This window comes from Dyadobacter koreensis (assembly GCF_900108855.1).
Lineage (GTDB): Bacteria > Bacteroidota > Bacteroidia > Cytophagales > Spirosomataceae > Dyadobacter > Dyadobacter koreensis.
In genome coordinates this window covers 177,881-192,071 of sequence record NZ_FNXY01000001.1, presented here as the reverse complement: position 1 = coordinate 192,071, position 14,191 = coordinate 177,881, and the positions used below count along the sequence as shown (strand labels likewise).

At 42.5% G+C, this 14,191-nt stretch carries 10 protein-coding genes; 5 read left to right on the top strand and 5 right to left on the bottom strand.

Annotated features, from left to right (window positions below; all coding sequences use genetic code 11):
• Positions 1 to 386 precede the first annotated feature (386 nt).
• Both BMY70_RS00800 and BMY70_RS00795 read right to left on the bottom strand, forming a co-directional pair.
• Positions 387 to 2,144, bottom strand: a complete 1,758-nt coding sequence (locus tag BMY70_RS00800) for an ABC transporter ATP-binding protein (protein ID WP_090330821.1) — start codon at positions 2,142 to 2,144, stop codon at positions 387 to 389.
• A 57-nt stretch (positions 2,145 to 2,201) separates the two neighbouring features.
• Positions 2,202 to 3,038: an alpha/beta fold hydrolase gene (locus tag BMY70_RS00795; RefSeq protein ID WP_090330819.1), complete on the bottom strand. Its 837-nt coding sequence runs from the start codon at positions 3,036 to 3,038 to the stop codon at positions 2,202 to 2,204.
• Positions 3,039 to 3,269: 231 nt separating this feature from the next.
• On the opposite strand from BMY70_RS00795, the gene BMY70_RS00790 reads away from it, so the two are divergent.
• Entirely contained in the window at positions 3,270 to 4,514 is a 1,245-nt protein-coding gene (locus BMY70_RS00790; RefSeq protein ID WP_090332539.1) for a DUF4153 domain-containing protein, read from the top strand.
• Positions 4,515 to 4,774: 260 nt separating this feature from the next.
• Here BMY70_RS00790 and BMY70_RS00785 read toward each other — a convergent pair whose 3' ends face one another.
• The 3 genes from BMY70_RS00785 to BMY70_RS00775 form a co-directional block, all read right to left on the bottom strand.
• Positions 4,775 to 5,167 carry a GreA/GreB family elongation factor gene (locus BMY70_RS00785; protein WP_090330816.1) on the bottom strand — a complete coding sequence of 131 codons (393 nt, stop codon included), beginning with the start codon at positions 5,165 to 5,167 and terminating at the stop codon, positions 4,775 to 4,777.
• 130 nt (positions 5,168 to 5,297) lie between these two features.
• The gene (locus BMY70_RS00780) at positions 5,298 to 5,621 is read right to left on the bottom strand and encodes a hypothetical protein (protein ID WP_090330814.1); all 324 of its coding nucleotides are present in this window, start codon (positions 5,619 to 5,621) and stop codon (positions 5,298 to 5,300) included.
• A 42-nt stretch (positions 5,622 to 5,663) separates the two neighbouring features.
• Positions 5,664 to 6,638, bottom strand: coding sequence for a hypothetical protein (locus BMY70_RS00775; protein WP_090330811.1), 975 nt, complete (start codon positions 6,636 to 6,638; stop codon positions 5,664 to 5,666).
• A gap of 487 nt (positions 6,639 to 7,125) precedes the next feature.
• Between BMY70_RS00775 and BMY70_RS00770 the strand changes: the two genes are divergently transcribed.
• From BMY70_RS00770 to BMY70_RS00755, 4 genes are all read left to right on the top strand, one after another.
• Positions 7,126 to 7,674, top strand: coding sequence for a sigma-70 family RNA polymerase sigma factor (locus BMY70_RS00770; RefSeq protein WP_090330809.1), 549 nt, complete (start codon positions 7,126 to 7,128; stop codon positions 7,672 to 7,674).
• A 184-nt stretch (positions 7,675 to 7,858) separates the two neighbouring features.
• On the top strand, positions 7,859 to 8,899 hold the full coding sequence (locus BMY70_RS00765; RefSeq protein WP_090330806.1) for a FecR family protein: 1,041 nt from the start codon (positions 7,859 to 7,861) through the stop codon (positions 8,897 to 8,899).
• A gap of 156 nt (positions 8,900 to 9,055) precedes the next feature.
• Positions 9,056 to 12,499: a TonB-dependent receptor gene (locus BMY70_RS00760; protein ID WP_090330803.1), complete on the top strand. Its 3,444-nt coding sequence runs from the start codon at positions 9,056 to 9,058 to the stop codon at positions 12,497 to 12,499.
• Positions 12,500 to 12,513: 14 nt separating this feature from the next.
• On the top strand, positions 12,514 to 14,175 hold the full coding sequence (locus BMY70_RS00755; RefSeq protein WP_090330801.1) for a RagB/SusD family nutrient uptake outer membrane protein: 1,662 nt from the start codon (positions 12,514 to 12,516) through the stop codon (positions 14,173 to 14,175).
• Positions 14,176 to 14,191: the final 16 nt, after the last annotated feature.

Sequence of the window (14,191 nt, the reverse complement as noted above, 5' to 3'; positions counted from 1 at the left end):
GAATGTTATGTAACTTTTTTGAAAAGATCAGTAGACCTGTTAGCAAGCGGGTATGTGTCATGGCCTTAACTTCTAAATGATGCCGATCATTGCAAATTTGCTATTTTTTACAATAACGGAAATTGCACTCAGGCAATTGACCTTTTTTTATTAAACGTATCTGCTTACAGTTTGATGGATGACCAAACCGTCTGTATCTTATTAGTGAATTGAAAAATAGTATCAGCAGAGTTTCAGATATTTTATTTTGCTTTATGATTACACGCAAGAGCCCACCAGGGCGAGAACGCTGCTATGCTCAGGCCTGATCAAAAATATAAGTCCTGGTTGCCTGGTGCTGATTGATGGTTTGTTCGAAGAATAAGTGCGGCGAAAATTAATTGGTTTCAAAACTCTGCCGGGACGCGTCGTTCTCCGATTTGTTGTCGCCACATGGCATAATACAATCCCTTCTGGGCAAGCAGATCTGTGTGTGACCCGTGCTCTACGATTTTGCCTTTTTCAAGGACATAGATCACATCAGCGTGCAGGATTGTGGACAGTCTGTGCGCAATCAGGATTGTCATCTGCTGCCGGTTGGTCGAAATGTCCCGGATAGTTGTTGTAATGTCCTGTTCTGTCAGTGAGTCAAGTGCTGAGGTAGCCTCATCAAAAATAAGTAGTCTGGGTTTTCGTAAAAGTGCTCTTGCGATTGAGATTCTCTGTTTTTCTCCTCCTGATAGTTTCATGCCGTTTTCGCCAAGTACCGTTTGAATTCCCATGGACGCTTTTTCAATCAGCGCTGTTGCAGAAGCTTTGTCAAGCGCTTCGGAAATTTCCCGATCTGTCGCCGAAGGATTAGCATACAGCAAATTTTCTCTGATCGTTCCCGCAAATAACTGGGTATCCTGCGTCACAAAACCGATTTGTCTTCGTAACGGATTATATCTGACTTTTGACGAATCATCATTGTTGAAATAAATTTTTCCATCAATTGGAAGGTACAGGCCAATAAGCAATTTGACGAGCGTTGATTTTCCCGATCCGGATGGTCCGACGAAAGCAATGGTCTGCCCCGATTTTACACTGAATGAAATATTGTCAATAGCATTGAAGTCCGCAGACTGATGTTTAAAAATGACTTGATTGAATTCCAGATTGGTTAAAGGACCTACTTCAACGGAATTTTCCGGGCGTTGTTCAATTGTCTTATGCATCAACTGATCAAAAATCCTGACCGAAGCATCTACCTCTCTATACTGCAAAATCAGATTTCCCAGATCTTGCAAAGGTCCGAAGATGGCCGTTGAGATAAACTGCATCGCAATCAGCTCACCGGTGGTAAGTACCTTTCTAAAAATCAGCCATAGCAAAATAAAAAGTATAGATTGTTTTAAAAGATTAAGGGTTACACCTTGCAGAAAGGTGAGCATACCGACTTTTCTTGCCTTAAACATTTCCAGTTCAAAAATTTCCAATGTCTGTTTGTTGAGTCTTCTGATTTCAGAAAATGTGAGACCAAGGCTTTTTACAAGTTCAATGTTGCGTAGGCTTTCTGTAATGATTCCTGCCTGAGCGTTGGTCTGCTTGTTGATACTTCGCTGGATACTTTTTATTTTTTTTGATAATAATCCTGTCAGCGAACCCAATACCAGCACTCCCACTAGAAAAACTGGAATTAACATTCCGTTTTTGTTAATACTATACCAAAGCAGAAATCCAACGCCGACAATCGAGGAAAAAAGAATGTTGATGAAAGAATTAATAAAACGCTCCGTATCTGTTTTTACCTTTTGAAGAATTGATAAGGTTGTGCCGCTTCGATTTTCTTCAAATTCCTGAAAAGACAGCCGGAGTGTTTGTTTCAGACCGTCGTTGAATATACTCATACCGAAACTTGCCACAGCTTTTCTTGTAAGATATTCCTGGTAAGCTTTTGTAAGCTTGGCAACAATCGCTAACCCTACGGCAATCAGAAGCCAGTATAGAACGCTGTTGACCAGTTCAGATTCTGACAAGTTTTTTGGATTTCCGGCATAGTCATCTACGATGCGCCCAAAGATCAATGGATCCAGCAGTGTTAATAATTGCGCAGTGCCTGCAAGAAACAAGGAGATGCCAATCAGTTTTTGTTGTGGTCTGAGATATTTCCAAAGTGTTTTCATGAAAAATAATAAGGAGATACATTATGCAAAGGTGGTTACAAATGATATTCCAAGAGTCTACCTGTGTTTAAAGATAAAATCACCGCACGTCTGGGCGAACCGCTTCGGGTCACTGAACCACGGATCATGCCCTGCCACCTCGAAGGTATGCAGCTCAGCTGCTGGGAACAGTGCCAAATAATGATCGACCCAATCGAATTTCCGGCTCATTGGTCCATTGAAAAGTATGATTGGCATTCGGATTCTGCTAAGACTGTCTGAAATAGGCGCTGAAATCAAACTCATCATCGTTTCAGTATTTGGGGCACCGGACTGCACTTCAACCAACTTCGAGATACTGATCGTATCCATTCTGGTAGCTCCATCTGCTCCGGAATTTTTGACAAGGCTTTTTTCGTGCATAAGTTGTGTGCGTGGTATTTTATATTTGACCTCACCTTGCCTCGTAAAGGGTATACCTTGCCCGGGCCACCGCACGGTGCCACTTAAAATAAGGCCTTTTACCGCATCAGGATAGGTATAGGAATAAAGTATCGCAAGGAGGCTCCCCCAAGAAGAGCCTGCAAGGAATATTTTCTTTTTGGGGGAAAGCGTATGAATAATTCTTCGTAAATCTTCGACATGGTCTTGCCAGGTATAAGAGTCTGCCCTTTCACTTTTCCCGCAGCCTCTCTGGTCATAATAAATGACAGTCGCGAATTTATCCAATCCGTCAAGCTCGGGACGCAAATACTGGTGATCCACACCCGGCCCGCCATGCAGAACAATCAAAACGTCACTGTGATTGCCAAGTTTCCAATAGGCTAGCTGCGGATGGGATTTCAAAAAACTGGCCTGACTTAGGCAGCATGAACAACTTGCGAAAACAAGAAGAAGAGTGTACTTGAATTTCATAATTCGTTAATTTCTTTATCAGCAGTGTTTGAGGGAGGCATTTACTACGGAAAGATAAACATATTCTGCTAACAGCAGTTTACACTCGGGTTAGTGTTAAAAGTGTGCGGGAAATTATAGAGGCTGGCGATAAATAAAAATGGATTTGTGTTGGAAATTATATTTTAATTTGATTTACTTTGTAATGCAAAGTACTTTTAATCAAAATAACATTTGTAAATGCTTTATGCTATGAAAGAAGAAATTTTATCGAATCTCGCAAACCCGGCGAAGCTTGAACGTTTGTATCGGGCAGACAAGACGACCTTTAAACGAACGTTTAGATCACTTTATCCGGAATTAACGAACAGTAATCTTGCCGATTTTTGGAATGAACGGTTGAGTTTTGCCGGTGAGGATGTATTCTGGGGAAGCAATCGTGAATTACTATTTGTAATCGCCGTTTCACTGTTTGCCGGATTGATAGCCAAGCTACCTGTATTAATACCAGTTAACGAAGATTTTTTCTATCCAAGAAATATTGGATTTGTTGTTTTTCCGGCGTTATGTGCATATTTCGTTTGGAGGAATAATCTCTCGAAAACCAAGATCGCTTTTATCGCTGGAATTATATTGTTTGGTGCGGTATACATTAACCTGCTTCCAGATCTAAAAACCAGCGCTACTTTGATTTTATCATGCATTCACTTGCCGTTAGTTTTATGGGCGACGCTGGGCTTTGCTTTTGTTGGAGAAAAGGGCAATAACACCGCGAGAAGACTAGGGTTTTTACGGTATAGTGGAGACTTGGTTGTTATGACGGCACTTATATTGTTGGCGGGCGCATTGATGAGCGTTATTACCGTCGGTCTTTTTGAATTGATAGGCGTTGATCTTAAAAAGTATTACTTCGATTACGTGGCCATTTTCGGTCTTTCAGCGGCGCCGATTGTCGGCACGCACCTTACACAGACTAACCCACAGTTGGTTGGCAAAGTTTCGCCGGTCATTGCGAAAATATTTAGCCCGCTTGTCTTGATTATGTTAGTTATCTATTTAATAGCGATTGCCTACTCAGGTAAAAATCCTTATAGCGACAGAGAATTCCTGATGGTTTTTAACGCACTGCTGGTTGGAGTTATGGCCATTATATTTTTTTCAGTCGCGGAGACTTCCGAAACAGAGTCCCACCGAGCCGGGGTATGGGTTCTCTTTTTGCTGTCGATTATCACTGCATTAGTTAACGGCATTGCACTTTCAGCGATTTTGTTCAGGATTTCCGCATGGGGAATAACCCCGAACAGAGCAGCGGTACTTGGTGGAAATGTTTTTATTCTGATAAACTTGATTCTGGTCACTGGTCAACTTTACAAAGTATTGTCAAAAAGTGCACCAATATCCGGGGTAGGGAAAGTTATATCGCAGTATCTGCCCGTCTATTTTGTCTGGGCCCTGATCGTCACATTTTTATTTCCGCTTTTGTTCTGGTTTAAATAAAAAACGAAGGCCACTTGGCTGACGTTTTGAAAGCTAAGTGACCTTTGTTATGTCAGAAGTTAATTCAGAAATCCGCTTCCAAACTCAGCAGATGAATAAGCAAAAAGTGATATAAATTGCAATAATCGAAATAGCGCAGATCAGCGCAGAAAAGATTGCTTCCGCTGATCTTTTCCCCTGTTTTATTAGTGCTTTTTTATACATAACTATGCTGTTTTGATTGCAAAAGCTAATGCTATTACCAAACGATTTACACGCATCTATTCCTGACTCTGGATCACATCAAGTATTTCAAATTTTTTCATACCTGCCGGCATTTTCCATTCTACGGTTTCTCCTTTACAAAGACCGATTAAGGCTGCTCCCATCGGGGTCAGAACCGAAATTTTCTTTTGTTTGAAATCGGCAAATGCAGGCATGACAATTGAAAATTCCATTTCCTTATCGGTTGTCAGCTCCCTTACCCTTACGTAGGAATTTAAACGAATACTATCTGCGGGCAATTCATTATTCTCGACGACGATTGCTCTGTTCAGTTCGTAGGAAAGTGACATTTCATTGTCCTTGGAACTGCGCGAAAAACTCTCTGCGTACTGTTTTAGCATGCGAAAATCGTCTTCTCCTAATATGACATTGTTTTTCAGGTTGTTCATAATCAGTTAAATTTAATCTAAACTTGATCAGGCTACTGGTCGCCGCTTGCATTGAATTATGTAAGCCGGCATCATTCTAAATGTGAGCAGGGTACGACAAAGGAAATATCTTGAAGGGCAGGGCCATCTTTTAAATTTTTTGAAAAGCCGACCAGAACTGATAGACAAATAGGCGTTCCTGCCTTGATACTCCTTCATTTCCGTTCGCAACGCGAGACAGGATTTTTAAAAATCGGTTTGTTGCTGCATCGTCAATCAGCAGAGCTTTCGCTGCCTTATCTGAACTTTGGTAGATCCGGGAAATTTGACCTAGTAAATCTGTGTTTTCCAAAATAAAAGTCACATAGACATCGGTTTCTTCAGCAGTTGAATTAATTTTTTTTCTTCCTGATTTCTGGAATACGTTTTCTACTTTTAACAATGCCTTGTGAATGGTGGTCGATTCTGTGGACATGTTGATGCAAGATGGTTTTTAGTTGATGATGATTTATTTTTTTTATGCAAAAGAGCTGGCCGCGATTTGATGAAAAACGCGCTCGTCCAGTTTGTAGCGGTCGTTCAGCGTCAAGCTGCTGCGTGCATTGAAAAGCGCGTGATTGACGGCATTATACATAAGCCAATAAGAAGGATCGGTACCCAACAGCCGCTGCTCTAATCTTAGTCGCTCATGGGCCTGCTTGGCCAACTGAACTGGTATGGGCAATGCCTTTAAAATCTTTTCGTCCGTCTTTTCAACTGTTCGCTGCTGCAAGTGCTCATATATTGTTTCAGTAAGTGTAGAACTCTTCGGGACTTGACTGGCCAGCATCTGATATAATTGCTCTTGAAACAGCTCAGGGCTCAGCCTGCTGTGCTGAATCTTCCGAAGCTGTCCCTTCGCTTGGTGCACTTTTTCAACTGGTTGACCTTTAAGTTTTTTGGGTTTTTCCTTTCCGGATATGTCACGGCTCAGCCAGTTGCGGTAAGAGGACAGCTCTCCAAATGAGTCTGCCCAGCCCATCAGGGCATTCTTACATATATCCCTGTACATACTGCTGCCGACAGCAATGTTGTTATCCATCATAGATGTGAGCGTCTGTCCCTGAATTGTAAACGGCGTTTTTCCATTGTAACTATTGGTCAGAATGATGCTACGCTGAACATTCTCGCCGCCAATGGAAATACTCTGAGGGAAAATTATGCTGATACTAAATTCACCTGTGGATGTATATTTAATTTGAAGCGCGTAGTTCGTGAACAGTTTTTCGACCACCTGTTTAATCAGGGCGTTTGGGATAATGGCGTAGTCGGCGCTTTGGATGCCGAACACCGTTTTTCTGCCTCCGATCGGCTCTCCAACGATGAGCTGCTGACGATCCGTAGCTATAATGTCGTAATCTGGAAGTATATCCGATAGCCATACAGGATTGACAGGATAACAGATATCATTCCAGGAGTCAGTGATATAAGGTTGAGCACTTAAATACGTCATAAACCATTTTTTTTACAGTTGTAAATTTACAATTGTATTTTGTAAAAACAAAATTTTGATTTGACTACATGTTTACATGATCGTTAAAAGCGAGGAAAATACAGATGGTTATATTCCGCGGCAAGCGGCCGGCCTCTGGTTAAAATAATACTTTTACAAAACGTCGATAAAGCAAGATCAACGCACATTCTTCGAACAAAGGTAGCTTATAAATTAACGTTAATTCTTCAAAAAATTCAATTGTCAATTTTACACATGTGATCATTTTTAGGGCAGAAATGTAAATTTAATATAAAAAAGTACTCTAAAATTTAGATTTTTCAGAATTGATAACGTTCCCGATAACGGTTGCATAGAAAAACTTGGTAAGCATCTTGTTTATAGTTCAAAAGCTGTTTTACTTACTTTTAGGCCAATAAAGATGATCGATACTGTTCTGGGAATAGTTCAATTGTTGATCACTTTCTAATTTCACCTCGCAAAGCAAATGAGCATTTTACAATCTTCTGATGAAGTTTTGGTTGAGCGTCTTCGGAAAGGTGATCAGCTTGCCTTTAAGGAGATATATTCCAGATTTTGGAAAAAACTTTTTTCCATTGCCCTCAAAAAGGTCAATGACCGTGCCGTGGTTGAGGGAATCGTTCAGGATATATTTTTGAAACTTTGGGAGCGTAAAGAACTGCTCAATGTTGATAATCTCGAAGCATACCTGGTAACCGCCGTGCGGTATGGTTGCATCAATCACATCCGTCTGTCGATGCTGCATGAAAAGTTTGAGATGCATGTTCACCAATACTATCGACATGAAATCAGCTGCACCGAAGAGCAGGTCGAATTTACCGATTTGATGGCCAGTGTAGAAAAAGTCCTGTGCTCATTTCCGGAAAGCTCGCAGCAAATTTTCCGGATGCACAGAATAGAATGTCACTCCGCGAAAGAAATTTCATGTAAGCTCGGAATTCCCCAGCGAACGGTAGAGCTTCGTTTAAGCAAAGTAGTTCAGACTCTTCGGATCTATCTGGACGATTATCTATAAATTTCCTTATTCTACATCTTGTCCCCTGATAAACTTTTTCGATGTCAAAATAGTAATAATCGAAGAATATTTTAAATCAGTGTGCTTTTTGTTATAAATATTTATTGAATTTATAAAATTATTGCGGTGCATTGACGAATTGTTTGACTGTATAGTTAGAACAAAAATTTCATAGCCAGAACGAATGAGCCGCAAACAGTTTTCAGACCTGCTTCAAAAATACAACAGGGGAGAATGTACTCCGCAGGAAAAACAGTTTGTTGAAAATTGGTTTGGCCTGCTTGGTGATGAACCGCTGGGCAATGAGCAGGAACCAGACTGGCATATGCTGGAAGAGAAAATGTGGGATCAGCTTCACATGAAGATACAGGAATCTGTGAAGCCTTCGCAGGGAGGCGGATCTTCGGGAAATATACGATTGCTATGGATCGGGCTTGCTGCCTCGATCGTAGCAATTGCCACAATCAGTATCTTGTACCGTCATCAGCTGATGTCTGCGTTTTTTGATCAGCAAACAGTGGCTTCCACCTGGCTTGAACGCGAAAATAATTCCACCCAGAATGAAACCATTAACCTTGAAGATGGTAGTGTCGTTAATCTTTCGCCGGGAGGTTGGGTGAAATATCCTGCTCATTTCAGCCAGGGTAAACGGATGGTATTTTTGAAAGGGAAAGCTTTTTTTGATGTAGCCAGAAATCCGGAAAAACCATTTTTTGTTTATTCCGATCATATGATCACCAGAGTTTTGGGAACGCAGTTTTATGTTGAAGAACAAAAAGGTGCTCAAACCCCGCAGGTCGAAGTCGTGTCGGGTGCAGTGGCGGTTTACGAAAATTCAAAGGACCAAAGGGCACCCGCTAACAATGTGGTTTTAAAGCCAAATCAGCAGACTAAATTTTTTCCAGGCGCACACAAATTTGTAACCAGCCTTGTTGAAACGCCCCGAATGATTGCCGACGCAGGAAGCAGCGATCGTTTTAAATTTTACAACACGCCGCTTTCAAAAGTTTTGGAAAATCTGCACACTTCATATGGTATTGAAATTATTCTGCAAAACAGACAAATGGCTGCATGTCCGCTGACAGCGAACCTTACCGGACAGCCACTCTATACGCAGCTGGATATTATCTGTGCGGCGCTAAATGCGAGCTACAAAATAAAGGGAACTTCGATTCTGGTCGCCGGTAAGGGCTGTAAGGATCACCACATTACAACTAAAACTTAACCAGCAAATCTATGTAAGCGCAATTCATCTGAAAAAAAGCTGGCCATGCAGCGAACATGGACCAGCGGTTGAAAACGCTCTGCGAAAGACAGCGAATCGGAACGCAGAGACAAGCTCATTTTATCAAAAAACCATTTAATAAAACTTTTTAAAGGTATGAAAAAAACAGAACCTTTACTTTTGGGAATTTGCCGCAATATTATGCCGCTAAGAAAAGCCTTTGGCATTCTATTTAGTCTGGCAGTTTTGTGCTGCTGTTTGGGCAGCATACAGGCACAGGCGTTTTCCCGGCAGGAAGTTACTGATCGTCTGGTGACGATTAAGGCAGAAAAACAACGTTTCGAGCAGATTTTAAACAGTATCGAAAGTCAGACCGGCGCGAGAATCGTGTACAGTTCTAAAAGAATCAATGTGGATCAGCCCGTTTCTATTTCAGTTGCCGGTAAGAAATTAGGGCAGGTACTCGCGGAGCTTCTCTCTCCCCTGAATCTTACCTATCGTTTAGTAGGAGGCCAGATTGTGCTGGATAACGTTGCTGGTCAAAACCAGGGCGCAGAAAGTGCTCCGAAAGCTTCGGCAGTGAGAAAGGTTTCTGGTGTAGTTACCGATGAAAAGGATGCCACATTACCCGGCGTCAGCGTAGTGATAAAAGGTACACAAAAAGGAACACTTACTGACGTGAACGGTAAATATGAAATTGAAATCGGTGATGATCAGACTACGCTTGTTTTTAGCTTCGTTGGCTATGTTTCGCAGGAAATCGTTGCAGCAAACCAAAGCGAAATTCAGGTAAAACTGCAACCGGAAGATAAATCGCTTGAAGAAGTTGTGGTAGTCGGTTACGGAACGCAGCGTAAGACCGAAGTGGCAACGGCCGTTGGAAGTATCGAAGGAGCTTCTATTGCCGAAAGAGGAACGGTCAGTCCGCTTCAAGGCGCGCAGGGGCAAATTGCCGGGGTGGATATATCGGCAGGTTCAGGCCGCGCCGGGTCTGGATTTGCAGTGCAGATTCGCGGACAGAATTCGCTTGCGGGCGGTCAGCCTTTATTTGTTGTTGATGGAGTAATTGTTTCGGATATCAATTTTTTGAATCCACAGGATATTTCTAAAATGGACGTGCTTAAAGATGCGGCTTCAACGGCGATCTATGGTTCCAGAGGTTCGAACGGGGTAATTTTGATTACTACTAAAAATGGAAAATCTATTAAAGGGGGCGGTGCAACGATTTCGTATGACGGATATATGGGTGTAAAGAAAATCGCCCGATTGCCAAATTTTATGACCGGACCGGAATTTTGGGAGTACCGGCAGAATACGTTCATTTCCCCGGAAATTATTGCGGGACGCGAGAATTATGACAACACAATCGGATCGCTGGGAAATCCGGTGGTGTTGGAAAGAATCAATACGAACAACTACACAGATTGGCCAGCTCTTGTGCTGAAAGACGGTAAGCAGTCCAATCATTGGCTGACAGTTTCCGGAATGAGCGACAACGGATCGATTCAGTATTTGATCGGAGCCGGCTATCAGGGTGAAGACGGTAATTTGTTGAACGAAACGATGGACCGTTACAATTTTAAAGCGAGCGTCGACGGAAAAATCAGCAAAAACTGGTCTGCCGGAATGAGCTTTAATTTTTCATTGACAGATACCGAAAGAGGGAGTGATGATGCGGTAAGAAACGCATTTAATATGGCGCCTTTTTTCAGTCCATACAACCCGGATGGCTCTCTGATGTTCCGTCCCGGACAAATCCCAGTTCCCAATTCAACGGTTGTTTCCAGTTATACAAGTACTGTAAATCCGCTTTTGGAAATCCCTAACTCTGAAAACAATACACGCCGTAGTTTCGGTGTAGGAAATATTTTCCTACAGTATTCTCCGGTAAGCTGGATTGATATCCGTTCGACTTTCTCGCCGAGTTTGAATTTTCAACGCAACGGCCGTTACTGGGGTTCGCTAACAGGTGTAGGCGCAGGACTTCTGGCCGATGCCGAAAGAGGCAATGAGCAGTCTATGAGTTATATTTTTGATAACATCGCAACTATCCGTAAAACGTTTGGTGATCATAATTTTACATTCACTGGCCTTTACAGTATGCAGAAAAACCGGTACGAAAGCGATGGGATGCGTGTGAACGATCTTCCGTTTAATTCATCTTATTATAATCTTGGATCCTCTACGAATCGTCAGTCTGCAACAAGTTCTTTTAGCCAGTTTTCAATTCTTTCATACATGGCAAGGTTGAATTATGTGCTTAAAAACAAGTATTATGTTACAGTGGCAACACGGTGGGATGGATCTTCCAAACTGGCGGAAGGTCAAAAATGGTCAACGTTCCCATCGGCAGCAATCGGATGGCAATTGTCGGAAGAAGATTTCCTGAAACAGGTAAACCAGTTATCAGATCTGAAACTTCGTTTCAGTGCAGGGGTTGCAGGTAATAATAACAATATCAGTGCCTACGAAAGTAACATGACATTGGCTGACCCTTCATTTTATGATTTTGGCGGAAATACAGCATTAGGATACGGTCCAAGCCGCCTTCCCAATCCGGGCCTTACATGGGAGCGGACAACAGAGTTTGACCTTGGGCTTGACTACGGCTTTTTCCGTAACCGAATAAGTGGAACGATTGATATTTACAACAAACTGTCAAAAGGCATTTTGATGAACCGTAACATCCCGCTGGAAACGGGCTGGTCTTCTATTAAAGATAACGTCGGTTCAGTTCGTAACCGCGGGATCGAATTTTCGATCCGGACGCTGAATGTCAGAGCAAAAGATTTCAGCTGGACGACTTCTTTGAATTTTTCAAGAAACCAGAACTCGATCGTCAACCTGCTCGATAAAAAAGAAGATCTGGTAGGGAACTGGTGGTTTATCGGTCAGCCGATCAACGTAAACTACACCTATGTTTTTGATGGAATCTGGCAGGAAAGTGAACGCGCAGACGCTGTAAAATACGGTCAGCTTCCAGGACAGGCAAAAGTGAAGGATTTAAATAATGATGGAAAGATAAGCAGTTCAGATGATCGTCAGATTATCGGGCAAAAAGATCCAAAATGGACTGGTGGATTTTCAACGCAGGTTACTTTTAAAAGTTTTGATCTGTCCGCTTCACTTTTTGCGCGTCAGGGTATGCAGGTGTACAGCGCCTTTCATAGCAACTTCATTAATTACAGTGACCGCGGAACAAACAAAATCTACAACGACTACTACATGCCTGTGAACAAGGTCACACCGGCAAGAAGCTCAAATACTTACCCGCAGCCCAATAACGTCGGGCCATACTGGGCTGGTGTGAATGGCGTAGGATACTACAGGGACATTTCGTTCGTAAAAGTGCAGAACATATCGCTGGGTTACACGCTTCCGTCGGGTATTGTCAAAAAAATTGGTATAAAGGATTTGAGAGCTTATGTCAATGTTCTCAACCCGTTCGTCTGGACAAAATTTGATGGTTTTGATCCTGAATCAGCCAGCGGTATTGATGCATCGAGCAGCACGAACGTAAGTAACACGACAACAGGAAACATCAACAATACAGGCCCATCGACAATAACTTATCAGTTTGGTCTGAATCTTAAATTTTAACCGTTGAGATAAAAATGAAAATATCAAACGTAACCGCATTTGTGCTAGCGCTGTTTTTTCTGAGCGGCTGCAGCGATTTTCTTAAAGAGGAAAATAAATCTAATATCATATCTGATGAATATTATGCGACGGCAGAAGGCTATGAAAAGCTGATCAACGCTGCCTATTCGTCCCTGCGATCTGTTTATGCGGATCCGTGGGTATTTTGTGCAGGAACTGATATGTACGTAGAAGGACGCACGCAGCAGCCGGTTGGTCTGAGCGAATACCGAAATCTGATTGCTGATGACAACGAAGTATTGACTTTTTACACGAGTCTTTACAAAGGAATTCAGTTGATCAATACCGCTATTTATTTCAACGATAAAACGGCTCAGACGGCCACGTTGAATGCAAGGAGAGGTGAAATGAAATTTCTCCGTGCTTACTACTATTTTCTGGCGGTACAGACTTTCGGCGGGGTTGGGATTGTAACAGATCGTTTTACAGAGCCTGTGGATGTATTTAAAAGAGATGAAGCTTCGGTAGTCTATGAATTTGTGATTAATGAAATGAAAGAGGCCATTGACCTGGTTCCCGAAACCGTTTCCAATGCTGAATTCGGACGCGTGACAAAAAGAGCTGTGCGCCATATGCTGGCAAAAGTGTATCTGACGCGTGGCTATGAAGCTTATGCCGGCGCGGATGACTTTAAAACGGCGGCAGCACTTGCTGATGCTGCAATTAATGGGCAGGGACTTACAATATCCTTTGAAGATCTTTTCTATCCCGGAAAAGATATTAATAACGAAGTCTTGTTTTCGATCCAGTTTGCGCCAGGATCTTTGCCGACTGAAACAAGTGGAGGTAATACGCAGGCAGCCTATTTCGGACCATATTTCGGAGGGCAGGGTGCTGTTCTCGGTTATCCTTACCGTACTTATGCGCTGACTCCGACGATGTATACTTTTGATCTTTTCACCAAAGAAGATGCACGTTTTGATGCAACTTTTATGATCAATTTTTATGCGCGTTATTACGATTATTATACAAAAAGCACCGAGCGTAATTCACTTGTTGTTCAGTACTATTACGCACCGAAATGGGTAAACAGCCCCGCTGATATCGCTGCATGGCGAGCAGCAGATCCTGCGCGAAGGGAAAAAACGATCGTGTATCCTTACTCTGGTGAATGGGAGGCCAGTCGCACTGTAGTGCTTGATAATTACACGCCTTCGGTGAAAAAATTTGATGATCCGAATTCTCAGTTTGGAGCTAATACAAGCACACGGGATTTCTTTCTTGCCAGGTTAGGGGAGACGTATCTGATTGCTGCGGAAGCATATTTCAAATCTGGCAACAGTGCTTTAGCTGCCGAGCGAATCAATACGGTAAGAAAACGTGCGGCAAAGCCAGGGGTTGATTTAAGTATTCAGCCAAGCGCGGTTAGTATTAATTTTATTCTGGATGAACGGGGCCGCGAGCTGGTCGGCGAATATCACCGCTGGTTTGACTTGAAAAGAACCGGAACGCTTGTCGAGCGCAGCAAAGTATATAACAAAGATGTAAAAAAGTGGTTTACTTCTGGTATTGATCCTTTTGCAGGAGTTGGCGGCGCACTTAAAATACTCAGGCCTATTCCAAACCGGGCGCTGGATCTGAACCAGGGCGAATTCGGTCAAAATCCAGGTTATTAAGTTTCATGTGCCGGTG